The organism is Corynebacterium sp. CCUG 61414 (assembly GCF_024453945.1).
GTDB classification, from domain to species: Bacteria; Actinomycetota; Actinomycetes; order Mycobacteriales; family Mycobacteriaceae; genus Corynebacterium; species Corynebacterium pseudogenitalium.
On the sequence record NZ_JAGPYU010000019.1, the window covers coordinates 1 to 19,037 of the forward strand.

Sequence of the window (19,037 nt, forward strand, 5' to 3'; positions counted from 1 at the left end):
GAAGCCGAAACCGTCAGCTACGACGTCTGAGGCCACGCCGCGAACAACTGTAACCACGAAGCCGTCCGCCCCGCGGACAACCACGCAGGTTCCGTCGAGTGTGGAAAGTTCCGCCCCGCCGACAACGGCGAAGCCGAAACCGTCAGCTACGACGTCTGAGGCCACGCCGCGAACAACTGTAACCACGAAGCCGTCCGCCCCGCGGATAACCAAGGCACCGACTTTGGACGCTGTCGTTGAGGGAGCGACAATGCTCCGCGGTGACGCTGACCATGCAGGCCAGGCGTTAACGGTGTCAGTGACAGGGCAGGGCGAGACTCCTGTTCAGGCGGATAGCAAAAAGAGGTGGAGTCTTCGGCTGTCTCGGCCGCTGCGCGTGGGGGACGTCGTGAAGGTTCGTGATGCTGCGGGCAACGAAACGAAAACCACTGTTCAGGCGAAACCGACGGTAGAACCTGCGCCAGCTTCTTCGACGGGCAGTATCGTTGGCATCGTGCTTGGTCTCTTGGCGGTCCTGATCGGTGGTGCTGTCGCGTTCGGGCTGCACACGGGCATGATCAAACTGCCTGGGATGCTGCATCGATGAGGTGAGGCTCGGTCGTAAAGCCTAAAAGGTAGTAACAGGATGGTAGTAATCCTCCCCGGGGGTCCCAAAATCGGGATTACTACAATCCTGTTACTACCATTTGCGTTGATGGCGTCATTTGCGCTGGTGGCACGGCCTGTGCCGTTGAGCGCGGCGCCCAACTAGTCCTTCTTGGACTCAGAATCAGAATCGGAGTCTTCGGCTTCGTAGCCGTCGGCCCAGGTGCCGGTTTCGTAGTCGTAGCCGACGTTTTCGCCGTCCTCGTTGGTGCGCTGGTACCAGTCGGTGACGTGGGCGGCGGTGGAGTCGAAGTCGGCGCCGGCGCCTTTGCCTTCGTCGGCTTGGTTGACGGTGAGTTCGAAGTCGTCGCCGTATTCTTCGAGGCCCTTGATGACGGCGGCGCGCATTGCGGAGCGCGCGTAGGTGTTGCGGATCGCCAGTGGGTCGGTGGTCAGGTCCCGGAGGAATGCGACGCCGATAAAGATCAGGATGGCGGAGAACGGCAGCGCGGACAGGATCGTCAGGGACTGCAGGCCGGACAGCGCGTCTTCGCCGCCGGTCAGGAGCATGACGACGGCGATGCCCATCATGCACGCACCCCAAAACAGCACGATCGGTTTCTTCGGCGCGGGGTCGCCCTTGGAGGACATGGTGCCCATGACGACGGAGGCGGAGTCGGCTGAGGTGATGAAGAAGATGGACAGGATGACGATCAGGAGCACCGAGGTGATGCTGTACAGCGGTAGCTGCTCAAACATGGCGTAGAGGACGCTTTCGGTGGAGCTGGTGCCGTCAAAACCTGGGATGTTGTCCCGGTTGAAGGAGATGGCGGTGCCGCCGAAGATGGTGAACGCGAGGATGAGCACGGTCGTCGGTACGACGATGGTGACGATGACGAACTGGCGCAGCGTGCGGCCGCGGGAGATGCGGGCGATGAACATGCCGACGAATGGGGTCCAGGCGATCCACCATGCCCAGTAGAAGGCGGTCCACGCTGCTTGGAAGTCGAGGGTTTCCGTGCCCCAGGTCAGCGAACGGGACGCCATATCCATGTACTTGTCGACGTACGCGATGGTGCCGGACGGGATCAGGTTCGTGAGGAACAGGGTCGGGCCGGTGACGAACACGAAGAAGATCGCGCCGAGCGTCAGGGTGATGTTGATGTTGGAGAGGATGCGCACGCCCTTGGACACGCCGGAGACGGCGGAGATCATGAAGCCGGTGGACAGCAGCATGACGATGGCGATGAGCACGCCGGTGGATACTTCGATGCCGCCAACGATGGAAACGCCTTCGGTGATTTGCAGCGCGGCAATGCCGAGGGAGGCTGCGGTGCCGAAGAGGGTGGCGACGATCGCGAGGATGTCGACGATCTTCCCGGTCCACGCAGCGCCGCCCTTGGTCAGCGGGGTGAAGATGGAGGAAAGGAGGGAGACGCGGCCGCGTCGGTACGTCGAGTAGGCGAGGGCACCGCCGACGAGTGCGTAGGCTGACCACGGTGAAACGCCCCAGTGGAAGTGGGACTGCGCCATCGCTTGGTGTAGGGCTTCGGGGGTTTCGGCGTCGACAGTCAGTGGTGGTGGGGTGATGTAGTGGTTGAGCGGTTCGGAGGGGCCGAAGAAGAAGATGCCGACGCCAATACCTGCCGCGAACATCATGGCGATCCAGGAGAAGAAGGAGTACTCCGGTTCCTCGTCGTCCTTGCCGAGCTTGATGGTGCCGAAGCGTGAGAACGCGATGACGAGCATCAGGACGACGCAGCCGGACATGATGATGTTAAACAGCCAGCCGAAGTTGTACATGCCCCAGTTCAGTGCGTTGCCGGCGACTTCGCCGACGGTGTCTGGGGCGGCGATGCCCCAAATGATGAACGCGACGATGAGCACCGCTGTGACACCGAAGACGAGTTTGTCCACCCCGAATCGGTTGCGTTGTTCTTCTACGCTGATCCCGGGGACGAGCCCGGGGTGCATGTCGTCGGGGTAGGCGGGTGCAGCATTGGTGCTGGACATGAGGTTCTCCTTGAGATTGTGAGTCTCTTAGTTAACCGCATCCTGGACGATATGGCTAGTTGGGTCCGGACGTTTTCGACGGTTCACGGCGAGGAGGAGCAACGTTGTGCCGATGGTGAACGTGGAGGAAAACGCCAGGTCAACCCACCCAATGTCGGTGGGGCTGGCGTCGGGTTCGATGAAGAAAACAGAGATATTATTAAACGCGTGCATCACCACTGCGGCTTCGAGTCCGCCGGTGTACCAGACAAGGACGGAGACGCAGATGGTGAACACGAGGATGTCGGTAAGTCCGATCCAGTTGTACTCGTGCAACGCCACGAAGGGGATGACCGGGACCGCGTACGCCACCCACGGCGAGCGCACCCACGTGCCGACGATCTGGGGGATAGCGCCGCGGAACACGAACTCTTCCGACGCCGCCTGAAACGGCGTGATGAGCACGTACATCAGCAGGATTGGCGTGAAGTCGATGTCCTCCCACGGCGTGGTCAGACCGAACAGCACCAGCATGACGAGGCTGCTGCGAAACACGATTGGCCAGCGTACGCGGCCCGCCACGCTGACGAGCACCGCCGGATCGCGCCCGGCCGCTCGAGCTGCGAGAAACGCCGCCGGTAGTGTCAGCGCGAGGCTGAGCACGATGGCCAGCTGGGAGTCCATGTCGCCGGTTACGTCCAGAAACGCGACGGCTGCAAGGGTGAACGCGAGGAAGAACGCGACGAGCAGCAGCGCCTCCACGAGCCCGCGCCACCATGGTCGGTCAGCGGCGAGGAGGTGGTAGTCAGGGGAGGGCTGCAACGGCGACCTCCAGCGCGATACTGGCGGAAGCGCCAGGTAGCAGGGTCACGCCACGGCGGTCTTCGCCGAGTAGAGCGGGTTCCACGCAGACGAAGTGGGCCCAGTCGTCGTCGCCGAGGTCGTCGGCCTCGCGGCAGACGTCGGGGCCAGGGTTCCACACCACGAGGTGGTCGGTGCCGGTACAGGTAAAAGTGAGTTCGCGTGTGGTGTCGCGGAGGACGGCGCTGGTGGCCCCGGCAATCACGGCGTCGGTCTCCTCGCCGAAGCGCAGCGGGCCCTCCACCGTCTTCAACTCGCCGTCGGTTTTGTCGAGGAAGCGGGAGCCTTGGACACCCGAGAGCGCCGCTGTTGCCGCGTCGCAGGCCCAGTAGGGGTGCAGCGCGATCTGGACGGGCCGCGGGGTGGTCGCGCCGTTGGTGATGGTCAGCTCGAAGCGCGAGCGGGCGTCGTCAAGCTGGGTGTGGAAGACGAGGTGGAAGTTGTCGTGGCTCACGCGCATCGTGTCGCCGTCGTGTTGCCACTCGAGGCTGGTCGCCCAGCCGTGCATCTGCTCGCCGAGGGTCTGTGCGAACCACGGGGCGACAACTGGGATACCTCCGTGGGCCGGATTGTGCTGGGAATGAAAAAACAGTGGTTGCGTCACGGCTCCCAATGCTAGTGGGGGTATAGCATGAGGGCCATGTCTCTGTTTGCTTCCTTTCTCCACTGCGTTGATGTCCCCTTCGAGCGCGAAGGCATGCAGCTGTTCGCGCGCATCGTGCGCAGCGCCACGACCGCGAAGGACGCGCCGGCGCTGCTCTTCCTCCAGGGCGGACCAGGCTTCCCGAGCCCGCGCGAGCGCTTCGAGTGGATCGAGTACGCCACGAAGCGCGGCTACCAGGTGGTGCTGCTGGATCAGCGCGGCACGGGCCGCTCCTCCCGCATCGATCGCGCCATGCTTGGCGACGCCACCATCGACTTCACCCGCCTGCGCGCCGACGCCATCGTGGACGACGCGGAAGCGCTGCGCCGCACGCTGGGGCTGGCGAAGTGGGACGCGCTGGGCCAGTCCTTCGGCGGGTTCTGCCTGGTGCACTACATGCTGCGCTACCCGGAGTCGCTGCGTGCGGCGCTGTTTACGGGCGGGTTGCCCTCGATCAGCAGGGGCGTGGACGAGGTGTACGAGGCGACGTTCGCCACCGTGCGGGCCCGCCACGAGGAGCTCTTCAACGCAGTGCCGTGGGCGCAGGAGCGCATCGCGGAGGTGTGCGAGCACCTCGGGCAGCGCGAGGAGTTCCTGCCCACCGGGGAGCGACTGAGCGCGCGGCGCTTCCGGACCATCGGCACGCTGTTGGGGCAGGAGGGCGGCGCAGGCACGATCGCGACGCTGCTCGAGGCCCCCTTCCACCCGAACGGTGCGATGCGCACGGACGTGCTTGCACAGATCGGCGCGCTGGTCAGCTACGAGTCCGGCCCGCTCTACGGGGTGATCCACGAATCCATCTACGGCGGTACCGTGCCGGGCGCGACCGCGTGGTCGGCGCAGCGCGTCGCCGAGCGCACTCCCGGCTTCGGCGCCGACGAAGGGCTGCTCACCGGTGAGCACGTCTTCCCGTTCCAATTCGACGAGGACCCGGCACTGCGCCCCTTCAAGCAGGCGGCGCACGAGCTGGCGGCCAAGGACGACTGGCCCAACCTCTACGCCGGGGCTGCAGGATTTAACGCAGCCGACCACGGGATTCGGACCGCGGCGGCCGTCTATACGCAGGATATGTACGTGCCGCGCCAGTTCTCCCTGGAGACCGCTGAGGCGCTCGGCATCAACGTGTGGGAAAACGACCACATGCAGCACGACGGTCTGCGTAAACACGGCGAGGCCGTGCTGGGTAAGTTGCTAGAAATCGTAGGCGTCTAGCTCGGCGGAGCTCGGGTAGGAGGGCTGGGCACCCGGCTTGGTCACCGCGATTGCGCCGACCTTCGCCGCGACCTTCGCGGCCTCATCCAGCGTGTCGCCCTCGACGAGTCGGTGGCACAGCGCGCCGGCGAACGCGTCGCCAGCGCCGACGGTGTCGACGGCCTCCACACGCGGCGTATCCACCGGGCGCAAGCCCTCCGCGTCGGCGATGAGCGCCCCGGCCGCGCCGAGGGTGAGCACGACGGAGGCGAAGCCGGCGTCGAGAAGCTGCTGGGCGAGCTGCTCCGGGGTCTCCTGCGGGGAGACGCCGAGCTGCTCGAGGATGAGGCCGGCCTCGTGCTCGTTGGCGAGCAGCGGGTCGGCGGCGAGCAACGCCTCCCGATCCACCTCCACGACTGGTGCCAGATTGATGACGACGCGCGCACCGTGGGCCTGCGCCAGCTCGACCGCCTTGGCAAAGCCGTCCGCGGGGATCTCGCCCTGCAGCAACACGAGCGAGGCGTCCTCGATGGCGGCGACGTGGCGCTCAACGTGGTTCGCGTCCACCTCGGCGTTCGCGCCGGGCACGACCAGGACGGTGTTCTCGCCGTCGGCGGCCACGGTGATGACGGCCAGTCCGGTGACCTTCTCTTTCTGCTCGACGTGGGTGAGGTCCACACCTGCGACCTCCAGGAGCGCGAGCGCCGGGGCCGCGTTCGAATCTTTGCCCACTGCGCCGACAAGCGCCACCTCCGCACCGAGCTTTGCGGCGGCGCACGCCTGGTTGGCGCCCTTGCCTCCGGCGGTGAGCCCGCCGCCTTCGCCCAGTAGGGTTTCGCCCGGGTTAGGGTGGCGGGCAACGTTGACGGTGAGGTCTGCGTTAATGGAACCAACTACTACGATCTTCATACCCACCCACAGTAGCGCCTAAAACATGCTGTCGATGAGGCGCCGCGTGTATTCGTGCTGCGGATTACGCAGGACGTCCTGCGTGCGGCCCTCCTCCACGATTTCGCCCTCGTGCATCACGATCGTGCGCGGGCACAGCGCGCGCACCACGCCGAGGTCGTGGGAGACGAACACGAGGGTGGAGGCGAGCTCGTCGAGCAGGGTGAGCACCTGGTTACGCAGGGTGGCGTCGAGGGCGGAGACGGGCTCGTCCGCAAGCAGGATATCGGGGGTGGCGGCGGTCGCGCGGGCAATAGAGATGCGCTGGCGCTGCCCGCCGGAGAACTCGCGGGGCAAGCGTCGCTCGGTGCCCTCGAGGCCCACCGCGGCAAGCACCTCGCGGGCCCGCCGCGTATCGACGCCCGCCTCCTCCACCGACGCCCCGACCCGCATCCGCGGGTCCAGGGAAGAGTAGGGGTCCTGGAACACCATCTGGCAGTCGCCGTTGATCCGGACCTCCCCGGAGTCGACGCCGCGCAAGCCCGCGATGACGTGCAGGAGGGTGGTCTTGCCGGAACCAGAACCGCCCACAATGCCGATGCGCTCGCCCCGGCGGACCTCCAGGTTCACGTTGCGTAGTGCTTTGGTGGTGCCGCGGGTGACGGAGACATCACGAAGGGTGACCACGGGCCCGCCAACCTCGCGCGACGCAGTCGCGAGCGTGGGCAGCGTCGGGTTGAGCAGTTTGCGCGAGTAGGCACTGTCCGCTGGCTCGATCGACCCAGCGCGAAACACCAGGACATCGTGCGTCATGTGCCTGACTACGGGCATGTCGTGGGAGATGAACAGCAGCCCCATGTCGCGGCGGCGGACCACGGTGTCGATGAGGTCCAGGATCTGGCGTTGGACGGTGACGTCGAGGGCGGTGGTGGGCTCGTCGCAAAGTAAGAAGTCGGGGTCGCCGGCGAGGGCGAGAGCGATGAGCACGCGTTGGCGCTGCCCGCCGGAGAGCTCGTGCGGGTAGGCCTCGGGGCGGTCGACGCCGACTTCCTGCAGCAGGTGCCGCGGTACGACCTTGCCGATCTTCTTGAGCGGGTCGAGTGCCGTCATGGGTTCTTGGAAGACCATCGCGACGCGGGAACCGCGCACGCGGCGGCGGGTCCGCTCGGAGGTGCCGACCATTTCGACGCCGTCGACGGTGATGGAGCCTTCGGCGGGGAGGTCCGTGAGCCCCATGATGGACAGTGCCGTGAGTGACTTGCCGGAGCCGGACTCGCCGATGATGCCGAGGCGCTGGCCGCGCTCGAGCGTGAAGCTGATGCCGTGCAGCAGGCCCTCGATGCGGAGGTTAGAAACGTCGATCACGGTGGCCTCCTGCTACGTTGCACGCGAGAATCGTCAGCGCGATGGCCAGCGCCGGCCACAGCGCAAGGTGCGGGGCGGTGGCCAGGTAGGGCTGGCTGGCCTGCAGCATCCGGCCCCAGGATGCGTAGGGTGCCTGCACGCCGAAGCCGAGGAAGGATAGGCCCGACTCGGCCAGCACCGCCATGGAAAATGCCACCGCGATCTGGGTGATGACCACCGGCAGGATGTTCGGCAGCACGTGGCGCCACGCCACCATAATCCCAGGCACCTTGTTCAGGCGCGCGGCCAGGATGTAGTCCTGGGACATCACGCGAAGCGTGGCCACCCGCGAGACCCGAACGAACCCGGGGATACCCGCGATGCCAAGGGCGAGCACCACGATCCACATGCTGGCGCCGAACGCAGCGGTCAACGCGATGGCGAGCAGGAGCGCCGGAAATGCCATGAGCACGTCGCTGCCACCCATGACGGTGCGCTCCGTCCAGGAGCGGCGCATGCCCGCGAGCACCCCGAGCGGCACCCCCACGAACAGGGAGAGCGCCGCGGCGCCCGCGCTCGCAGCAACGGTGTAGCGCGCGCCCATCATGATGCGCGAGAGGAGGTCGCGGCCCAGCTCGTCAGTGCCGAGCAGGTGCGTGGCGCTCGGCGCGGCGAGGCGGTCGGCGGGCATGGCCTGCAGTGGGTCGTACGGCGTCCACACCAGGGAGAGCACCGCCACGAACAGGATCGCCCCCAGCGTCGCCCACCCAGCTACTCGTTTCGGGTTCACTTCGCCCTCCTGACACGCGGGTCAACGACTCCGTAGGCGATGTCCACAAGCGCGTTAACCAGAAGTGTGAACGCCACCAGCAGCATCATCGTCGACTGCACCGCCGTGATGTCGCGGTTGCGCACCGAGTCCAGCAGGAAGGAGCCCAGGCCGGGGATGGCGAAGACTTGCTCCACAACCACGGCGCTGACCACCAGCGCGGACAGCTGGATCCCCACCACCGTGAGCACCGGCAGCGCGGCGTTGCGAAGCACGTGCTCGCGCACCACCTGCGTCATGCTCGCGCCGGTAGAGCGCGCGGTGCGCACGTAGTCGCGCTCGAGCTCCTCGGAAACCGCGGTGCGGATATACCTCGCCAGGATCGCCGTCTGCACGGCGGTCAGCGACAGCACCGGCAACACCGCGTGCGCAGCCGTGCCCCACCCGTTGGCAGGCAACCAGCCCAAACGCACCGAGAACACCGCCACGGCCACAATGCCGACAACGAAGCTCGGCACCGCCATGCCCAACTGTGTCAGCCCGGACAGCACCGCACTGTTTCGCCGCGCCAGCCAGATCCCGACAGGAAGCGCGATGGCCAGCGACAACACCATCGCAGCCACCGCCAACACCAGCGAGACCCCCGCGCGCTGCCAGATCACCGGGCCCAGGTCCGCGCCGCTTGCCAGCGACACCCCGAAGTCACCGCGCAGCATCGCCGCGATCCAGCCCACGTACTGGGCCACCAGCGGGCGGTCCGTCCCCAACGTGTGCGACAGCTCCGCCACCGCTTCATCCGAGGCGTTGAGCCCAAGCGCGATGCGCGCCGGGTCGCCCGGGATGGCGCGCAGCAGCAGGAAAATCACCACGCTGGCCGCGGCGAGCAGCGCGAGCAGCCGCAGCAGCGTTGATGCAACGTGTTTCATCGGCGCACCTCGTTCAGTGGCAGGGAATCGGTGACCACATTCGGGTCAAGCCCGTGCACGCCCGGCGCGTAGAGTACGATGTTCGGCGCGTTGACCAGGGTGAGCGCCCCGGCATCCGCCATGATGGTGTCCACCGCGGCCCGCAGGTCGCCCTGCGCCATGAGCTCGCGGGCGTGCGCGGAGTCGTAGCCGAAGTAGTAGTCCGGGTTGCCAAACATGTGCACCATGTCGCGCGGCTCCACGTGCGAAATAATCGACGCCTGATAGTCGTGCTGCTTGTGCACCTTGTTCAGCCACACCGCCGGGAACTCCACGGTGTGCAGCGTGACGCGGAAGCCGACGCTACGAAGCTGGGAGTAGATGAGCTCACTGGCGGTCTGCGCGTACGGCAGGCTGGGCACCTCGATGGTGACCTCAGGGGTGCGCCCGGCGAGCAATTCGCGTGCCTTGTCCGGGTCGAAGGGGTAATAGTTGGTGCCGGTAAACCACGGGTCGGTAGGCGGGACGGGGGCGCCGCCGGTGTCGGTGGCAAGCCCGTTGTAGACCACCGCGTTGAGCGCATCACGGTCGATGGCGTAGGCGGCGGCGCGCCGCACGGTGACGTCGTCGAAGGGTGCAGCCTTGTTGTTCATGCTGAAGATCACCTCGCCGTTGGTGGTACCGACGGCGGTGGTGATGTCGTCTGGCAGGGCGTCGAGGAGCTGCGGCGCCTGCATCGCCCACACGACGTCCACATCGCCGACGCGCAGCGCGTTCACCGCAGCGATGGCGTCGCCGAAGTAGCGGATCATGGCCCCGCTTTGCGGCTTTGTGCCCCAGTAATCGGGCCGCGGGTCGAAGGCAATCGAGTGGCCGGGCTCAAACGAGCGCAGCGTGTACGGCCCGGTGCCCAACGGGTTTCGAGCGAGCCTTCCCACGGAGTCGGGCGTCATCATCGCGCCCGTCATCGTGCCCATGGACCACAGCCACTGCTCGCTCGGTGCCTTCAGCGTTACCTCGAGCGTGCGCGGGTCTACCGCGCGGGCGGATGCGACCGAGTCCATGTTCTCCTTGATGCCGTTGACCCAGGAGTCCTTCACATAGTTGATGGAGAAGACGGCGTCGCTGGCGTCGAAGGGGGAGCCGTCGGAAAAGGTCACGCCGTCGCGCAGGTCGAAGGTGTAGACGGTGCCGTCGTCGCTTACACGCCACGAGGTCGCCAACCACGGCTGCGGTTCGCCATTGGCGTCGATACGCACGAGCGTCTCATAGATGTTGCCCATCAGCGCCTGGGGTGCCGCGGCACCACCGATGGAGGTGAAGTCGAGGCCCGCAGGGGGCCCTTGCGTTGCGACGACCACATCCTCCCTGGGCGTCGCGGGACCACACGAAGCGAGGCTCAGTCCGAGCGTGGCGCCGAGCGCGGACGCCATCAGCCCGCGCGACAGGGTGCTGAAATGCATGAGTGTAGAGTCTAGCGGTCCCAGACTCCTGCGAGAATTTCCATCGAACGCAGCGCCTCTTCATGCGTTGGGGCCTGCAGCGAAATCATCAACTCGTCCGCGTGCGCGGTGGCGGCGAAGTCGGTGAGGTAGTCGCGGACCTGATCACCGGTACCGGCCGCGGTGTAGCGCAGCATGCCGATGATCTGCTGGCCCTGTGGGGAGCGCACGACCTCGTCGAGCTGTTCATCGTTGAGCATGGTGCCGCGGCGGCCGATCATGGCGCGCACCCGGTTGCGGTGCACCAGGTGGGTCTGGCGCTCGGCGTCCTCGGCGGTGTCCGCGGCGGTGACGTTTACGGCCGCGATGCAGTAGGGCTCCGGGTAGCGCTCGGACGGCTCGTAGTTCTCCTTGTAATACGCCGTGGCCTGCTCCAGCATGTTGGGCGCGAAGTGGGAGGCAAACGAGTACGGCAGACCGAGCTTCGCTGCGAGCGACGCCCCGAACATAGAGGAGCCGAGGATGTACAGCGGCACGTTGGTGCCTGCGCCCGGCACGGCGGTCACCCCGGCCAGCGGGGAGTTGTCGCTCAACCACGCCTGTAGCTCGAGCACGTCTTCCGGGAAGTGCTCGGCCGCCCGCGGGTCGCGCCGCAGCGCCCGGCCGAGCGTTTGCTGGTCGGTGCCCGGGGCGCGGCCAAGCCCGAGATCAATACGGTTCGGGTAGAGCTCCTCGAGCATCCCGAACTGCTCCGCAACCACGTACGGCGAGTGGTTCGGCAGCATCACGCCACCCGCGCCGAGCCGAATGCGCTCGGTTTTCGCCCCGATGTGGGCAATGAGCACCGCGGGCACCGAGGAGACAATGCTGTGCATGTTGTGGTGTTCGGAGTACCAAATACGCGAATACTCCAGCGATTCCGCCTTCTGCGCGAATGCAACGGAGCGCTGCATTGCGTCGGCGACGGACTCGCCGGAGTATCTGGTACAAAAATCAATCAGTGAGAGTGGGGTAGACATGGCCCCACACTACGCGTTGACGGCCTCCGCGTGTTGCTTCGGGCGGGCCAGGTCCACGACCAGGCCAATGACGAACGCGACGACCACCGGCAGGACCCAGCCGAGGCCCGCGGAGTCGAGCGGAGCCCACGTCACCAGCGGACGCAAGGCGTCGGCGCCCCAGTCCAGGGAAATGAAGGTCTCGATTGCGGACCAGACCACAGCAACCCAGATTGGCAGGAAGAACGCCCAGCGGAAGGTCAGGCGGCGCTTGAACGCTGGCTCGACCAGGGTGACGAAGATCAGGGCAATGGCCGGCGGGTACAGGAAGCCGATGACCGGTGCGGCAATCGTCATCACGAAGTCCAGGCCCTGGGTCGCGATGACCATCGAGGCGATGGTGAAGATGACCGCCCACGTGCGGTAGGCGCCGCCAAACTCGGTGGAGAAGTACTCTGCGGTCGCGGTGATCAGGCCGACTGCGGTGGTCAGGCAGGCCAGCAGCACGATCAGTGAGAAGATGACCTGGCCAGCCTGGCCCATCGTCAGGTTGGAGGCTTCAGCCAGCAGGCCTGCGCCGTTATTGAACTGGTCGGAGTCCGGCATCACGCGACCGATCATGCCCAGCCCGACGTAGATGAGTGCCAGCAGCGCGCCCGCACCGACGCCAGCTGCGATGGTGCCGTTGACCAGCTTCTTGCCCTCAGGGAAGCCCTTCGAACGCAGCGTGGAAATCACAACAATGGAGAACGCCAGTGCGGCGATGGAGTCCATCGTCAGGTAGCCCTCCAGCAGGCCGGTTGGGTACGGGCCGGACTGGTAGTGCTCGGAAGGAGTGGATGGTTCTGCGCTCCAGCGCGTCAGGGAAACCGAAATCATCACGACCAACAGGATGACCAATGCCGGGGTGAGGAACTTGCCCAGCTTTTCCATAATTGTGTTCGGGTTCCAGCTCAGTGCCAGGGCGATGCCGAAGAAGATAACGTTGAAGACGCCCGAGGCGAAGAGCCCAGAGACGTTGAACAACGGGGTGATCGCGGTCTCCATTGATACCGCGCCGGTACGTGGCAGCGCGTAGAACGCACCAATGGACAGGTAGGCGAGCACCGGGAATACGACGCCGAAGACGCTGCCGGCGCGCTGCGCAAGGTCGCGCACGTTCGCACCGGACAGCGCAATCGCGATGACTGCCAGCACCGGCAGCAGAGCACCGGTGCTGAGGAAGCCGAGGATGGCAGGCCAGAAGTTATCGCCTGCCTGGACGGCCAGGATTGGTGGGAAAATCAGGTTGCCGGCACCGAAGAACATGGAAAACAGCGCCAGTGCGGTGACGATGACCGCCTGGGTGGAGTTCCCCTGTTTCGTGCCCGTGTGAGCGTTCTGTGTGTGGTCCATTGCCACACAGTACAACACACAGCGAAAAATGGGAAATCTTTTCCATTCTGTGAGACGTTTATACGAGTGTTTCGATCGCCTTCAACGGAATCTCCACCCAATCAGGGCGGTTGTTCGCCTCGTACACCACCTCGTACGCAGCCTTATCCACCACGTACGCTGCAAGAACCGGGTCCTCGCTCGCGGGGGCAGTGCCGTAACCCTCCAACAGCTTTTCGACGTGCTCCCGCTCCCAGGCAGCGTCAAACCCGCCCACAGCCGCGGCGTACCCGTAGGAGCGGATCATCCCAGCTACGTCCCGCAGCGGGTGATCCGGCAGACGGCGCTCCTGCAGCGGACGGGCTGGCTCGCCCTCGAAGTCGATGAGGAACCACTGGGAATCCGTCTTCAGCGTCTGTCCAAGGTGGAGGTCGCCGTGGACGCGCTGCGTGGTCAGGGGTGTCGTGGCGGTGGCGGCGGAGCTGGCGTCGAGAAGCGAGTAGAGCTTCAGGATGCGCTCGCGGTACTGCTCGAGCACCGGCGCGCGCTGGATGTAGGAGTCCAAGTGGTGCGTGAGCCGTGTGCGCAGGGACGACGGGCTGGCGGTCTCGGTGGGGAAGGCCTCGGCGAGCGCGGTGTGCACCTGGCGGATCGCCGTGCCGAGCGCCTTGGTGTCGCTGGTGTCGAGCGTGCCGCCTGTGGCGAGCACGAAGCCGTCGGTGCCGCCCACGATGCAGTCCTGCTGCATCGCAAGGGTCTGGCCGTCGCGGGTAGCGTAGCCGCGCACCGCGGCGACCGCGGGGCAGTCCGCGATCTGGCTCAGCAGCTCCACGTCCGGGTTCAGCCCGTCCTCGAGGCGGCGGAATACCTTCACGATGTGCTCGCCGACCACCAGCGAGGTATTCGATTGCTCGGCCCCGAGCGGGCGCGCGCCTGCGGAGTCGATGGTGCCCTCCACCGCGCCAAACGTTGCGACGTTGGCCAGGTAGGCCTCGGCGCCTTCGGGGGTGTGCAGGACGTCGTGGGTGCCGGTGGCGTCGACAAACACTTGGTAGTGGTCGACTGTGCCGCCGTGGTGCACCGCGAGAATCTGCCAGGTGAAGCGCTCACCGGTGGTTGGGGAGGTGACATCTTCCGCGGCGACGACGTCGATGGCGTCGACTGGCTCGGACTTCGCGCCGTAGAAGCGCTGCGCAGCAATATCAATCATGTGACCAATGTTAGGAGATATCGAACCAGAAGAAGCCATGAGGCGCGAGTGTGCTCAGCCACGGCAGCTCACCGATGGCCGGGAACTCCTCACCGCCGGTCAGCTCACGGGGCACCACGCCGTTGTAGTGCGACAGGTCCATCTCGACGGCCTGCGGGCGCGAAGACATGTTGTGCACGCACAGGATTCGCTCGCCCTCATACTCGCGGATAAACGCTAACACCTGCGGGTTTGCGTGATCCACCTCGATGTAGGAGCCTCGGCCGAACGCGCGGTACTGCTTGCGGATCATGATCATCTGGCGCACCCACTGCAGCAGCGAGTTCTCCAGCTTCATCTGGGATTCCACGTTGACAATGTCGTAGCCGTACTGGTCGTTGCGCACCGGCGGCAGGTAGAGCCGCTCCGGATCCGCCTTGGAAAAGCCACCGTTGCGGTCGTTCGACCACTGCATCGGGGTGCGCACACCGTCGCGGTCAGGCAGCCAGATGTTGTCGCCCATCCCGATCTCGTCGCCGTAGTACAAAAACGGCGAACCGGGCAGGGACAGCAGCAGCGCGTGCGCCAGCTGCAGGCGCCCGCGGTGCCCACCCAGCAGCGGGGCAAGGCGCCTGCGGATGCCCACGTTGGCGCGCATCCGCGGCTCGAACGCGTAGTTCTGGTACATGAACTCGCGCTCCTGGTCCGTCACCATCTCCAGCGTGAGCTCGTCGTGGTTGCGCAGGAACATGCCCCACTGCGCGGACTCCGGAATCGGCGGCGTCTCGCGCAGGATATCGACGATCGGCTGCGCCAGCTCCTGGCGAATCCCCATGAAAATGCGCGGCATGACCGGGAAGTGGAACGCCATCTGGCACTCGTCACCCTCGCCTTCACCGAAGTAGGCGACGACCTCCTCCGGGAGCTGGTTCGCCTCCGCGAGCAGGAAGCGGCCCGGGTACTCCTCGTCGAACAACGCGCGGACCTTCTTAATGAACTCATGCGTCTCCGGCAGGTTCTCCGAGGAGGTGCCCTCGCGCTCGAAGAGGTACGGGATGGCGTCGAGGCGGATACCGTCCATCCCCAGGTCCAGCCAGAAGCGGATGACGTCCAAAATCTCTTCCTGGACCGCCGGGTTGTCGTAGTTCAGGTCAGGCTGATGGGAGAAGAAGCGGTGCCAGAAGTACTGCTTGCGCACCGGGTCGAACGTCCAGTTGGACTCCTCGGTGTCAATGAAGATGATGCGGGTCCCGGCATACTTCTCCGGGTCATCCGTCCACACGTAGTAGTCCCCGTAGGGGCCGGACGGGTCGCGGCGGGACTCCTGGAACCAGGGGTGCTGGTCGGAGGTGTGGTTGATCGGAAAGTCGGTGATGATGCGGATGCCCCGGCGGTGGGCGGCGTCGATAAGGGAGACGAAGTCCTCCACCGTGCCGAACTCCGGCAGCACCTTCCGGAAGTCCCTGATGTCGTAGCCGCCGTCCCTCAGCGGGGAGTCGTAAAACGGCGGGATCCAGAGGCAGTCGACGCCGAGCCACTGCAGGTAGTCCAGCTTGGACTCGAGGCCCTGCAGCGTGCCGGAGCCCGTGCCATTCGGGTCGAAGAAGGCGCGGACCAGCACCTCGTAGAACACCGCGTCCTTGTACCACTCCGGGTCAGGGCGCTCCCACGGCTCAGCGGCCGGGGTCGGCGTGGCGAAGTCAGTGGCCTGCGGGGTAGGGAGTTTCGTGTTTTCGTCCATGCCTCCTCACAGTAGCTTGATTGCCTCAGCCATGCGCCGGACGGCTTCTTGCAGGATTTCGGGCGAGGTAGCGAAGTTTAGGCGGGCCTTGTGCTTACCACCGGGCCCGAAGCTTGCGCCCTCGTTGAGTGCCACACCTGCGTGTTCCAACAGCCAGGCGGCTGGGGTTTCGGTAGTGAGCTTCGTGCCGGAAAAGTCCACGAGCAGCAGGTAGGTCGCCTCCGGGATTGGGAAGGTGATGCCCGGGATCTGCTTCGGTAGCTCCTCGACGAGCCAGTCGCGGTTGGCGCGCAGCTGCTCGACCTGCTGGTCCAAGTACTCGGTGCCCTGCCCGTAACATGCTTCGGCCGCCACGATGCCCAGCGTGCCCGTGCCCTCCTTGGTGATGTCGGACAGCGCGTTCCAAGTGGCCACGTCTTCGTCGTTGGAGAAGAGCATCTGCGCGCACTTGAGGCCTGCGACGTTCCAGGCTTTCGACGTCGCCGTGATCGTGATGCACACGTCTGGGTTGTGCTGCGCGGCGCACACGTGGCGGCCCTCGTAGACGATCGGGGCGTGGATCTCGTCGACGATGACCCGGCCACCGTAGCGGCGCGCGATGTCGCAGATCGCGTCGAGCTCCTCGCGGCTGAAGATGTAGCCCCACGGGTTCATCGGGTTGGTCACGATAATGGAGCCGGCCCCAGCGCGGAACGCCTCCTCAACCTCTGCCAGGTCCAGGCCGCCTTCGCTGCCGACGTCCACGCGCTTGCGCCCTGCGGTCGCAGCGATCTCGAGGAAGGGGAAGTACGCAGGTACGGGCACGATGACATCGCCTTCGGTGAAGTGCTCGATCGCGAGCAGCACACCGCGCACTACGTCAGGGACGGTAACAATCCGCGCCGGGTCCGGGCGCCAGCCGTAGCGCTGCGCGTAAAACTCGGAAACGTTCTCCGCCAGACACTGGGCGCGTGGGGCGGGCGTGTAGCCGAGGCATTCGCGCTCAACGGCGTCGAGCACCGCCGCCTTCACAGGCGGGGCGGTGGGGAAGTCGCTTTCGGCGATAAACAGTGGCAGCACGTGCTCGTCGTGCACGGTCCATTTGCGGGTTCGGCGGTCTCGGAGTGTGGAAAGGTCTGGGAACTTCATGTCCCAAGACTGTAGTCAGGCCACCCTCACTCGCCACAGGCTCGCAAGGTTGCTACTCCTCGTCGTTGTCGTCGGAGTGGAATCCGAACGCCTGTAACCTGGCACGATCCGCCGCAGAGGAGGACGCGGTAAGCCGCAGTAGCTCTGAATAAATACCGCCGGAGACCGCGAGCTCCGCTGGGGCACCAATTTCGTCGATGAGGCCATCACGCAACGTGATGATGGTATCGACGTCCGCAATGGTAGATAGCCGGTGCGCAATCATGATGGTGGTGCGGTCCTCCATCAACGCGTCGAGTCCAGCCTGCACGGCGCGCTCCGCCTTCGTGTCGAGGGCGGATGTGGCTTCGTCGAGAATCAAAAGTGGCGCGTCCTTGAGCATCGCGCGCGCGACGGCGACGCGCTGGCGCTGCCCGCCGGACAAGCGCAGGCCACGCTCGCCGATGACGGTGTCGTAGCCCTCGGTGAACTTCATGATGAAGTCGTGCGCGTTAGCGCGCTTGGCCACCGCGACTACCTCGTCCATCGTCGCGTCTGGTTTGCCGTAGGCGATGTTTTCAAAGACGGTGCCAGAAAACAGCGCCGCCTCCTGGAACACCACGCCCGTCGTCGCGCGCAGCTTTTCGACGCCCAGCTCCGCCAAGTCCTTCCCGCACACCTTGAGAGTGCCCTCCTGGATGGGGTAGAGGCCCAGCAGCAGGTTCACGATGGTGGACTTACCACCGCCGGACTCGCCGACCAGGGCGATCTTTTCCCCGGCGTGGGCTCGGAAGCTCATGTCGTGAATGACGGGCTCGCCTGGCTCGTACTCGAAGGTGACCGAGTCGAACTCCACGACCGGTTCGTGGACCGGCAGGGGGCGGTGCTCCTCAACGGTGAGTTCCGGCACGCCTGAGGTCTGGGTGGCGGCGACGAGTTCGCGGTTCGCGGTTGGCTCCACCATCTCGTCCATGACATGGAAGTAGTCGCGGGAACCTGCGACGGCCCGCTGGGCGCTGTCGACGATCCAGCTCAGCATCATGACCGGCTGGCGGGCCATCGTGACCAGCTGAATGAGCATGACCATGTCACCGATACTGAAGTGGCCTTGGATGGTGCGCACGAACAGGATCATGTAGATGCCCATGAAAATCAGCGACATCGCTAGCCCGCGCAGGGCGTCCATGGAGTGCCACCAGCGCGACTGCGGGCGGATGATGTTTACCGTGTTGTTGTAGTGGTTACCGAATTTGTCCAGCTCGCGCACCTCGGCCACGTAAGACTTGGTGACCTTGACCTGGCCGACGACCTCCGCGAAGCGCCCGTTCGCCTCGTCGATCTGTGCGTTCTTTTCCGCCTCCCACTTCTGCCACCGCTTCGAGGTCAGCGCCGTAAGCCACGTGTAGACGGGGAAGAGCGCCAACAACAGCAGGGTCAGTGGCCAGTAGTAGAAGGACGTGATGATGAGGATGGCGATGATCTGGATGATCATCGGCAAGAAGTTGTTGGAGAAGGACTGGATGAACTGCGTCACCGTGGCAATCGAGCGGTCCAGCCGGGCGATGATGGTGCCGGTGACCTGGGTGTCGAAGTAGCGCTGCGGCAGCGACAGCAGTTTGGCGAAGTAGCGGGTGGACAGGATCTGTCGGATCCGCGCCGCCATGATGTCGCCGAGGTAGCCGGAGACGTTCTTCGCCAGCCCACTGAGCGAGGTCGCGATGAACAGCGCGAATGCGAGCCACAGCACGGTGCGCACTGGGTCGGCGGGCGCGTTGGCTGACTCGTTGATGGCGTCGACAATTGTGTCGGTGGCCTCGCGCACGATGAAGGGAGAAATCAGCCCGAGGCCTGCAACAACCGTCGAGATGATGACGATGGCGAGGTAGAACGGCCACAGGGCGGAAGCGCTTTGTAAAACACGGGTGAGAGATTGCATAGGTGGCCCAGCGTAGCGCGGCCGGGTGAAACTCGTACAATAGTGACCAATTGTTTTCGCTTGAACCATATG

General features: G+C 65.3%; 17 protein-coding genes. 2 read left to right on the forward strand and 15 right to left on the reverse strand.

Features of this window, described 5'->3' with window-relative positions; all coding sequences use genetic code 11:
* Positions 1–213, reverse strand: a 213-nt coding sequence (locus KBX14_RS10320; protein ID WP_256042488.1) for a hypothetical protein, incomplete at its 3' end; no start/stop codon positions are given.
* A gap of 37 nt (positions 214–250) precedes the next feature.
* Here KBX14_RS10320 and KBX14_RS10325 point away from each other — a divergent pair.
* Complete coding sequence (locus KBX14_RS10325; protein WP_256042489.1) at positions 251–586, forward strand: hypothetical protein; 336 nt, start codon at positions 251–253, stop codon at positions 584–586.
* Positions 587–747: 161 nt separating this feature from the next.
* Here KBX14_RS10325 and KBX14_RS10330 read toward each other — a convergent pair whose 3' ends face one another.
* Genes KBX14_RS10330 through KBX14_RS10340 form a run of 3 tightly spaced genes read right to left on the reverse strand, consistent with a single transcriptional unit; the run spans position 748 to position 4,042 of the window.
* A complete protein-coding gene (locus KBX14_RS10330) occupies positions 748–2,598 on the reverse strand; it encodes a BCCT family transporter (protein ID WP_256042490.1) in 1,851 nt (616 codons plus the stop codon).
* 27 nt (positions 2,599–2,625) lie between these two features.
* Positions 2,626–3,399 carry a CPBP family intramembrane glutamic endopeptidase gene (locus tag KBX14_RS10335; protein WP_256042491.1) on the reverse strand — a complete coding sequence of 258 codons (774 nt, stop codon included), beginning with the start codon at positions 3,397–3,399 and terminating at the stop codon, positions 2,626–2,628.
* Positions 3,383–4,042 carry a hypothetical protein gene (locus tag KBX14_RS10340; RefSeq protein ID WP_256042492.1) on the reverse strand — a complete coding sequence of 220 codons (660 nt, stop codon included), beginning with the start codon at positions 4,040–4,042 and terminating at the stop codon, positions 3,383–3,385. Before KBX14_RS10340 ends, KBX14_RS10335 begins: the two co-directional genes overlap by 17 nt.
* Before the next feature lie 36 nt (positions 4,043–4,078).
* Between KBX14_RS10340 and KBX14_RS10345 the strand changes: the two genes are divergently transcribed.
* Complete coding sequence (locus KBX14_RS10345) at positions 4,079–5,293, forward strand: alpha/beta fold hydrolase (RefSeq protein WP_256042493.1); 1,215 nt, start codon at positions 4,079–4,081, stop codon at positions 5,291–5,293.
* Here KBX14_RS10345 and KBX14_RS10350 read toward each other — a convergent pair.
* Genes KBX14_RS10350 through KBX14_RS10400 form a run of 11 tightly spaced genes read right to left on the reverse strand, consistent with a single transcriptional unit; the run spans position 5,273 to position 18,965 of the window.
* Positions 5,273–6,181, reverse strand: coding sequence for a ribokinase (locus KBX14_RS10350; protein WP_256042494.1), 909 nt, complete (start codon positions 6,179–6,181; stop codon positions 5,273–5,275). The two genes, KBX14_RS10345 and KBX14_RS10350, sit on opposite strands and share 21 nt — an antisense overlap.
* An 18-nt stretch (positions 6,182–6,199) precedes the next feature.
* Complete coding sequence (locus KBX14_RS10355; protein ID WP_256042495.1) at positions 6,200–7,525, reverse strand: ABC transporter ATP-binding protein; 1,326 nt, start codon at positions 7,523–7,525, stop codon at positions 6,200–6,202.
* Entirely contained in the window at positions 7,509–8,294 is a 786-nt protein-coding gene (locus KBX14_RS10360; protein ID WP_256042496.1) for an ABC transporter permease, read from the reverse strand. The genes KBX14_RS10355 and KBX14_RS10360 overlap by 17 nt, the downstream gene beginning before the upstream one ends.
* On the reverse strand, positions 8,291–9,199 hold the full coding sequence (locus tag KBX14_RS10365; protein WP_256042497.1) for an ABC transporter permease: 909 nt from the start codon (positions 9,197–9,199) through the stop codon (positions 8,291–8,293). The genes KBX14_RS10360 and KBX14_RS10365 overlap by 4 nt, the downstream gene beginning before the upstream one ends.
* Positions 9,196–10,641, reverse strand: a complete 1,446-nt coding sequence (locus KBX14_RS10370; protein ID WP_256042498.1) for an ABC transporter substrate-binding protein — start codon at positions 10,639–10,641, stop codon at positions 9,196–9,198. Before KBX14_RS10370 ends, KBX14_RS10365 begins: the two co-directional genes overlap by 4 nt.
* 11 nt (positions 10,642–10,652) lie before the next feature.
* Entirely contained in the window at positions 10,653–11,639 is a 987-nt protein-coding gene (locus KBX14_RS10375) for an LLM class flavin-dependent oxidoreductase (RefSeq protein ID WP_256007971.1), read from the reverse strand.
* A 9-nt stretch (positions 11,640–11,648) separates the two neighbouring features.
* Positions 11,649–13,013, reverse strand: coding sequence for a branched-chain amino acid transport system II carrier protein (gene brnQ, locus KBX14_RS10380; RefSeq protein WP_256042499.1), 1,365 nt, complete (start codon positions 13,011–13,013; stop codon positions 11,649–11,651).
* Between the two features lie 58 nt (positions 13,014–13,071).
* A complete protein-coding gene (locus KBX14_RS10385) occupies positions 13,072–14,202 on the reverse strand; it encodes a phosphotransferase (RefSeq protein WP_256042500.1) in 1,131 nt (376 codons plus the stop codon).
* 10 nt (positions 14,203–14,212) lie between these two features.
* Positions 14,213–15,922, reverse strand: coding sequence for a maltose alpha-D-glucosyltransferase (gene treS / locus KBX14_RS10390; protein WP_256042501.1), 1,710 nt, complete (start codon positions 15,920–15,922; stop codon positions 14,213–14,215).
* A 6-nt stretch (positions 15,923–15,928) separates the two neighbouring features.
* On the reverse strand, positions 15,929–17,050 hold the full coding sequence (locus KBX14_RS10395; RefSeq protein WP_256042502.1) for a MalY/PatB family protein: 1,122 nt from the start codon (positions 17,048–17,050) through the stop codon (positions 15,929–15,931).
* Between the two features lie 52 nt (positions 17,051–17,102).
* Positions 17,103–18,965, reverse strand: a complete 1,863-nt coding sequence (locus tag KBX14_RS10400) for an ABC transporter ATP-binding protein (protein WP_256042503.1) — start codon at positions 18,963–18,965, stop codon at positions 17,103–17,105.
* Positions 18,966–19,037 lie beyond the last annotated feature (72 nt).

Bases quoted from the DNA above. Each gene is read 5' to 3' on its own strand.
- KBX14_RS10400 (WP_256042503.1), bottom strand. From the start codon at position 18,965: ATGCAATCTCTCACCCGTGTTTTACAAAGCGCTTCCGCCCTGTGGCCG.
- KBX14_RS10365 (WP_256042497.1), bottom strand. From the start codon at position 9,199: ATGAAACACGTTGCATCAACGCTGCTGCGGCTGCTCGCGCTGCTCGCC.
- KBX14_RS10375 (WP_256007971.1), bottom strand. From the start codon at position 11,639: ATGTCTACCCCACTCTCACTGATTGATTTTTGTACCAGATACTCCGGC.
- KBX14_RS10345 (WP_256042493.1), top strand. From the start codon at position 4,079: ATGTCTCTGTTTGCTTCCTTTCTCCACTGCGTTGATGTCCCCTTCGAG.
- KBX14_RS10395 (WP_256042502.1), bottom strand. From the start codon at position 17,050: ATGAAGTTCCCAGACCTTTCCACACTCCGAGACCGCCGAACCCGCAAA.
- KBX14_RS10370 (WP_256042498.1), bottom strand. From the start codon at position 10,641: ATGCATTTCAGCACCCTGTCGCGCGGGCTGATGGCGTCCGCGCTCGGC.
- treS (WP_256042501.1), bottom strand. From the start codon at position 15,922: ATGGACGAAAACACGAAACTCCCTACCCCGCAGGCCACTGACTTCGCC.
- KBX14_RS10385 (WP_256042500.1), bottom strand. From the start codon at position 14,202: ATGATTGATATTGCTGCGCAGCGCTTCTACGGCGCGAAGTCCGAGCCA.
- KBX14_RS10325 (WP_256042489.1), top strand. From the start codon at position 251: ATGCTCCGCGGTGACGCTGACCATGCAGGCCAGGCGTTAACGGTGTCA.
- KBX14_RS10350 (WP_256042494.1), bottom strand. From the start codon at position 6,181: ATGAAGATCGTAGTAGTTGGTTCCATTAACGCAGACCTCACCGTCAAC.
- brnQ (WP_256042499.1), bottom strand. From the start codon at position 13,013: ATGGACCACACACAGAACGCTCACACGGGCACGAAACAGGGGAACTCC.
- KBX14_RS10330 (WP_256042490.1), bottom strand. From the start codon at position 2,598: ATGTCCAGCACCAATGCTGCACCCGCCTACCCCGACGACATGCACCCC.